Source organism: Teichococcus aerofrigidensis, assembly GCF_054073225.1.
The window spans coordinates 47,978-54,144 of record NZ_JBSXMU010000015.1 but is presented as its reverse complement, the minus strand read 5'-3'; the positions used below and the strand labels follow the sequence as shown (position 1 = coordinate 54,144).

The window sequence follows — 6,167 nt, the reverse complement described above, 5'->3', positions numbered from 1 at the left end:
CGGCTGGCCGGCAGCGACGAGGCGGCGCGCGAGGCGGTGCTGCGCGCCGCCGGCTATGCCCGCTGCGCCGGCCTCGCCGCCCGCCGGCGGGGCGGCATGGCACGGCGGGTGATGGAGGAGCATGGCGGGGATCTCGACGCGCTGCGCCGGCAGGCGGCCGAGGACCCGGCGGCGCTGCGCCGCCTGCTGAAGCGCATTCCAGGTGTCGGCGATGTCGCGGCCGATATCTTCTTCCGCGAGATCCAGCTCCTCTGGCCCGAGCTTTATCCCTTCGCCGATCGGCTGGCGCTGCGCGCGGCGCGGCGCCTCCGCCTGGGCGACAGCGCGGCGGCGATCGCCGGCCTCTGCCCTCGGCCGGACTTCCCGCGTCTGGTCGCCGCGCTGGTCGAGACCGAGATGCGCGACGACTACCTGGCCCTGACCCGGCGACTCTCGGCCTGACGCGGCGCCGTCACACCACGGGGCTGCGGCCGCCATCCACGTTGATGGCGGTGCCGGTGATGTAGCCGCCGGCCTCGCTGGCCAGGAACAGGGCGGTGGCGGCGAATTCCTCCGGCCGGCCGATGCGCCCCAGGGGCACCGGCCGGCCGGCCTCGGCCTTCCATTCCTCGAAGCTGAGGCCGCGCGGATCGGCGGCATGCCGCCGCACCCACTGGTCGCTCTCGATGATGCCGACCAGCAGCGCGTTTACCAGGATGCCCAGCGGAGCGCCCTCATTCGCCAGAACCTTGGTCAGCGCCATGCCGGCGGCGCGGGAGACGGCGGTGGGCGCGCCCTCGGCCGGGGGCGCCTTGGCACCGATATTCAGCACATTGAGGACGCGGCCCCAGCGTCGCTCCGCCATGCCCGCCCAGGCCAGGCGCGTCAGGCGGATGGCGGCGAAGAGCTTGAGGTCGAGATCCTGTTGCCAGACCGCGTCGGTGACCTGCGGGAACGCGCCGCGCTGGCTGGTCCCGGCATTGTTGACCAGGATGTCGACACGGCCGAGCACCGCGCTGGCCTCGCCGAAGGCGGCCTCGCACCCCTCGGCCGTGGCGATATCGGCGCGGATCGGAACCGCGCCGGTGGCCGCGGCGGCGGTGTGGAGATCCGCCTCGCCACGCGCGACGATGGCGACCCTGGCGCCGGCCTCGGCGAAGGTGCGCGCCATCGCGAGGCCGAGGCCCTTCGACCCGCCGGTGATCAGCGCGGTGCGATTCTCGAGGGAAAGCTGCATGGGGGACCCTTCCGGGCTGGGAAAGTGGGGCGACCTACGGGACTCGAACCCGTGACATCCACGACCACAACGTGGCGCTCTACCAACTGAGCTAAGGCCGCCATACCACCGTCCCCGGCAACCGCGAAGGGCGCCGAGGTGGGCGGAAATAAGCCGCGCGCGGGCCGGCGTCAACCGGCCTCGCGCAGGGCCCGTTCAGAAGATGAGCTCGCCCGCCAGCAGGGCCAGCAGCAGGGCGATGACGAAGAGCGCCAGGAAGATGCCGAAGAGCAGCTTGGCGATGCGGCCGGCCACGGCGGAGACGCCGGTGAAGCCGACCGCCCCGGCGACGATCGAGATGACGAGGAAGATCACCGCCCATTTCAGCATGTCGCCCTCCCGAGACATCGCCGGCCCCCGCCGGCCACGGGGCTGCAACGCCCAGGGTCAGAAACGCCCAGGGTCAGAAAAGCCCAGGGTCAGAAAAGCCCAGGGTCAAGCCTGGTTGCCGCTCGCGCCACCGTTCAGCCAGAGGCCGATTCGATCATCGCCATCAGCGTCTCCAGCGCGTCGGCCTCGGCGGCGGGCTTGTCGGGCCGCAGCCGGGCGATGCGGGGGAAGCGCATGGCGACGCCCGACTTGTGCCGCGCCGAGCGCTGCGCGGCGTCGAACACCACCTCCAGCACGAGATGCTTCTCCACCTCCCGCACCGGACCGAAGCGGGAGGTGGTATGGTTGCGGATCCAGCGGTCGAGCCAGACCAGCTCCTGGTCGGTATAGCCGGAATAGGCCTTGCCCACCGGCACCAGTTCCCGCCCCCCCTGCCCGTCCGGCCGCCAAAGGCCGAAGGTATAGTCGCTGTAGGTGCTGCTGCGCCGGCCATGGCCGCGCTGGGCATACATCAGCACGGCATCGACCGAGAGGGGCGCGCGCTTCCACTTCCACCACAGCCCCTTGGGCCGCCCGGCGAGATAGGGGGCGTCGCCGCGCTTCAGCATCAGCCCCTCGATGCCGGCGGCGCGGGCGCCCTCGCGCAGCGCGGTGAGCTGCTCGAGGGAGACGAAGGCGATCTGCGGCGAGAGGTCCATGCGGTCCGGCCGGGCGCGGGCGAACCAGGCCTCGAGCCGGTCGCGCCGCGTGTCGTAGGGCATGGGCCGCAGGTCCTCGCCGCCTTCGAAGAGGATGTCGTAGAGGCGCAGGCCGGTGGGGAAGTCGCGCAGCATCTTCGGCCCCACCACCTTGCGGTTCAGCCGCTGCTGCAGGTCGGCGAAGGGCGCCGCCTGGCCGTCCCGCATCACCAACAGCTCGCCATCCAGGACGGCGTCGAAGTCCATGGCCTCCAGGATCTCCGGGAAGCTGCCGCCGATATCCTCGCCGGTGCGCGACCAGAGGCGCCGCCCGCCAGGACCGGCGGAGGCCTGAACCCGCACGCCGTCCCATTTCCATTCCGCGCGGAAGGCGGTGTGGTCCAGCGCGGCGATGTCCGGCGCCTCCAGCGGATGCGCCAGCATGGGCGAGCGGAACACCGGCATGTCCTTCGGGTCGGGCCGCGGGCCGCGTCCCTCCAGCCAGGCGAAGAGCGGCAGGTAGGGCGGCGGCACGCCGTGCCAGACCTCCTCGATCTCCTCGACCGGCCGGCCGGACCACTCGGCCAGGGCCTGCCGCGCCAGCCGGCCGGAGACGCCGACCCGCAGGCCGCCGGTGACCAGCTTGATCAGCGCCAGCCGGCCACCGGGGTCCAGCACATCCAGCCAGCCCTCCAGCAGCGCCGGCACCTCGCCCCGGGGCGCCAGCTCCAGCGTCTCCACCACATCGGCCAGGTCGGGCGGCGGCCGGTTCGGCGGCGGCGAGGGCGCGGGCCAGATCAGCGCCACCGTCTCCGCCAGGTCGCCCACATAGTCGTGGCTCCAGGCCAGCAGCACCGGGTCGATGCGCGTCGCCACCAGTTCGCGCACCAGCGAGGGCTTGGCGGCGGTGAAGGTCAGTTCGCCGGCGATGGCGGCGAGGCCGATGCCGCGATCGGGGTCCGGCTGGGTGGCGAACCAGCGCCGCAGCAGGGCCAGCTTGGCGTTGCGCCCGGGGGTGAAGACCAGCCGCTCCAGAAGGTCGGCGAAGGCGGGCAGGCTCATGCCGCCGGTTCCGCCGCCAGGTCGAGCGGGTCGGCCTCGTCCTCCTCCCGTCCGACGAGGTGCAGGGCGCGGCCCCGCACGCCACGGCCCGCCAGCGCGTGGATCAACGCCTCCTCCCGCCCGTGCGTGACCCAGACCTCCGGCGCCGCGACCTCGGCGCAGGTGGCCAGGAGGTCGTCCCAGTCGGCGTGGTCGCTGATGACCAGGGGAAGCTCCACCCCGCGCGCCCGCGCCCGCTGCCGCACGCGCATCCAGCCGGAGGCCAGCGCCGTCACCGGATCGGCCAGGCGCCGGGCCCAGGGGCTGGCCTCGGCGGAGGGCGGCGCCAGAACCAGCTCGCCGGGCAGCACGGTCTCGCCCCGCCGCGCCGGCCGCGGCACCGGGCGAAGTTCGCCGAGCCCGAGGCCGAAGCGCTCGTAGAGCGCGCACATGGCGGCCTGGGCGCCGTGCAGATGAATCGGCCGGTCCCAGCCGGCACGGCGCAGCTCCGCGATCAGCCGCTGGCACTTGCCGAGCGCGTAGCAGCCGACGAGGTGCGTCCGCTCCGGGAAGAGCCGCAGGCTGTCGAGCAGGCGGCCGATCTCATGCGCGATGGGCGGGTGGCGGAAGACCGGCAGGGCGAAGGTCGCCTCCGTGACGAAGACGTCGCAGGGCACAGGCTCGAAGGGCGCGCAGGTGGGGTCGGGCTGCCGCTTGTAGTCCCCGGAGACGACGATCCGGCTGCCCTCCCATTCCAGCACCGCCTGCGCCGAGCCAAGCACATGCCCGGCCGGCACCAGGGTGACGCGCACGCCCCCCTGCGTCAGCGGCTGGTGGTAGCCGAGCGGCTGCTGGCTGTGCCCGGCCCGGCCCTCGCCCAGCCGCGCGGTCATGATGGCCAGCGTCTCGGGCGTGGCCAGGACGGCATCGTGCCCCGGCCGGGCGTGGTCCGAATGGCCATGGCTGATGACGGCACGCGGCACCGGCGCGACGGGATCGATGAAGAAATCCCCCGGCTCGCAGTAGAGGCCCTGGGGCGTGATGCGGATCCAGCGGTCCGGGTGCGGCGCGGCCATGCGGGATCAATCCCGGGCGGGCCGAAAGGCTGCACCCCCGGCCGGGATTTTGCGGACGCCGCTCAGGACGGCGCGGGCTTGTCCAGCCAGCCGGGCCTGGGCAGGCGCCGGTAGGCCTCGCGCAGCGCCTCGGACCAGGCCTCGCGCAGCGGGCGGAAGTAGGGGTCCTCCTCGGTGATGCGCCGCTGCAGGCGGATGGCGAAGCTGTCCCGCTCATAGACCAGCAGGTCGAGCGGCAGGCCGACCGTCAGGTTGGAGCGCAGCGTGCTGTCCATGCTGACCAGGGTGAGCAGCACCCCGTCCTCCAGGCCGGTGGTGTGGGAGAGCGCGCGGTCGAGGATCGGCTTGCCGTACTTGTGCTCGCCGATCTGGAGAAAGGGCGTGTCCGGCGTGGCCTCGATGAAGTTGCCGGCGGCGTAGACAAGGTAGAGCTTCGGCGGGCCGCCCATGATCTGCCCGCCCAGCATGATCGAGACGTCGAAGCGCACATCCTGCGCCTTCATCGCCGGCCCGTCCTGCGCGAAGACGGCACGGATGGCGGCGCCGACGAGCTGCGCCGCCTGGAACATGGTCGGCACGCTCCGCAGCGTCTGCCGCTCCTCCCCCTCCAGCGCCAGCCCTTCCTGCAGGCGGCTCCAGACCGCCTGGGTGATGGCCAGGTTGCCGGCCGCCATCAGGCAGAGCATCCGCTCGCCCGGCTGCAGCACGGGATACATCTTGGAATAGGTGGAGATATGGTCGACCCCGGCGTTGGTGCGGGTATCGGCCAGCATCACCAGCCCGTCCCGCAGCAGCAGCCCGACGCAATAGGTCATGTCCGGCGTCTCACATCTGGCGGCCACTGAGGTACATCTGGGCGATCTCCTGCCCCAGGGCGATGTTCTGGTCGATGATGCCCGTCAGGAAGTCATGCAGCCCCCCCTCGAGGATGCTCTCGATGCGGCCGTAGCGCAGCCGCGCATGCATGGCGCCCGCCATCCGGTGGCACTCGCCGCGCTGCCCGCCATTGGCGGCGGCGATGACATCGAGCGTGCTCTCCACGCGCCGGTAGCAGGCGAGCAGGGAGCGCGGTAGCTCGGGGCGCAGGATCAGCAGCTCGGCCACGCGCGCGGGATCGAGCCGGGCGTGATAGACATGCTGGAAGGCGCGCAGCGCCGAGACCGAGCGCAGCACCGCCTGCCACTGCGCATAGCAGGCCGCATCGGCCGCCGCGTCGGGGGCGAAGGCGCCGTGCCGCACGTCGAGCAGCCGCGCCGTGTTGTCGGCGCGCTCCAGGATGGTGCCGAGGTGGCAGAAGCGCCAGGCGTCGTCGCGCAGCATGGTGTCGGCGGCCGCGCCGTTGAACAGCAGCGTGCGGGAGCGCACCCAGTCGAGGAAGCCCGGCAGCCGGTCGCCGCGGATGGCGCTGGAGTCCAGGCGGCGGAACTCGATCCAGGTGTCGTTGATCGCCTCCCACATATCGACCGTCAGCGCGGTGCGCACCGTGCGGCCGTTGCGCCGCGCCGCCTCGACGCAGGCGGCGATGCCGGAGGGATTGGCCGGGTCCAGCGTCAGCCAGCGGACCGCCTCGTCCTGCAGGCCGGGCTGCGAGGTCTCGCCCACCAGGGCGCGGAAGCCCGGCTCGCAGCCGGTGGCGATGATGAGGGCGCGCCACTCGCTGTCGGCCCGGCTCACCGGATGCGCCAGCAGCGCCATCCGCAGCGTGGCACCCAGGCCGCGCGCCACATTGCCGGCGCGCTCGGAATAGCGGCCGAGCCAGAAGAGGCTGTCGGCGGTACGGGAGAGCAT

General features: G+C 72.8%; 7 protein-coding genes and 1 tRNA gene. 1 reads left to right on the top strand and 7 read right to left on the bottom strand.

The window, feature by feature from the left end; genetic code table 11:
* On the top strand, window positions 1–441 hold a 441-nt coding region (locus tag ACVMLK_RS05950), incomplete at its 5' end, for a hypothetical protein (RefSeq protein ID WP_457485874.1).
* Window positions 442–451: 10 nt separating this feature from the next.
* On the opposite strand, the gene ACVMLK_RS05945 is transcribed toward ACVMLK_RS05950, so the two are convergent.
* The 7 genes from ACVMLK_RS05945 to ACVMLK_RS05915 form a co-directional block, all read right to left on the bottom strand.
* Window positions 452–1,216, bottom strand: coding sequence for an SDR family oxidoreductase (locus tag ACVMLK_RS05945; RefSeq protein ID WP_457485873.1), 765 nt, complete (start codon window positions 1,214–1,216; stop codon window positions 452–454).
* Between the two features lie 25 nt (window positions 1,217–1,241).
* Window positions 1,242–1,317, bottom strand: a tRNA-His gene (locus ACVMLK_RS05940).
* Window positions 1,318–1,411: 94 nt separating this feature from the next.
* On the bottom strand, window positions 1,412–1,585 hold the full coding sequence (locus tag ACVMLK_RS05935) for a DUF1328 domain-containing protein (protein ID WP_198364811.1): 174 nt from the start codon (window positions 1,583–1,585) through the stop codon (window positions 1,412–1,414).
* Window positions 1,586–1,719: 134 nt separating this feature from the next.
* Window positions 1,720–3,324 carry a cisplatin damage response ATP-dependent DNA ligase gene (locus tag ACVMLK_RS05930; RefSeq protein ID WP_457485872.1) on the bottom strand — a complete coding sequence of 535 codons (1,605 nt, stop codon included), beginning with the start codon at window positions 3,322–3,324 and terminating at the stop codon, window positions 1,720–1,722.
* Window positions 3,321–4,379: a ligase-associated DNA damage response exonuclease gene (locus tag ACVMLK_RS05925; protein WP_198364809.1), complete on the bottom strand. Its 1,059-nt coding sequence runs from the start codon at window positions 4,377–4,379 to the stop codon at window positions 3,321–3,323. Before ACVMLK_RS05925 ends, ACVMLK_RS05930 begins: the two co-directional genes overlap by 4 nt.
* A gap of 62 nt (window positions 4,380–4,441) precedes the next feature.
* Window positions 4,442–5,221, bottom strand: coding sequence for a peptidase (locus tag ACVMLK_RS05920; protein ID WP_457485871.1), 780 nt, complete (start codon window positions 5,219–5,221; stop codon window positions 4,442–4,444).
* Window positions 5,205–6,167: an alpha-E domain-containing protein gene (locus ACVMLK_RS05915; RefSeq protein WP_198364807.1), complete on the bottom strand. Its 963-nt coding sequence runs from the start codon at window positions 6,165–6,167 to the stop codon at window positions 5,205–5,207. Before ACVMLK_RS05915 ends, ACVMLK_RS05920 begins: the two co-directional genes overlap by 17 nt.

What these genes read in the sequence shown, in the direction of transcription:
- ACVMLK_RS05945 (WP_457485873.1), bottom strand. Translation starts at nt 1,216, where the DNA reads ATGCAGCTTTCCCTCGAGAATCGCACCGCGCTGATCACCGGCGGGTCG.
- ACVMLK_RS05935 (WP_198364811.1), bottom strand. Translation starts at nt 1,585, where the DNA reads ATGCTGAAATGGGCGGTGATCTTCCTCGTCATCTCGATCGTCGCCGGG.
- ACVMLK_RS05930 (WP_457485872.1), bottom strand. Translation starts at nt 3,324, where the DNA reads ATGAGCCTGCCCGCCTTCGCCGACCTTCTGGAGCGGCTGGTCTTCACC.
- ACVMLK_RS05925 (WP_198364809.1), bottom strand. Translation starts at nt 4,379, where the DNA reads ATGGCCGCGCCGCACCCGGACCGCTGGATCCGCATCACGCCCCAGGGC.
- ACVMLK_RS05915 (WP_198364807.1), bottom strand. Translation starts at nt 6,167, where the DNA reads ATGCTCTCCCGTACCGCCGACAGCCTCTTCTGGCTCGGCCGCTATTCC.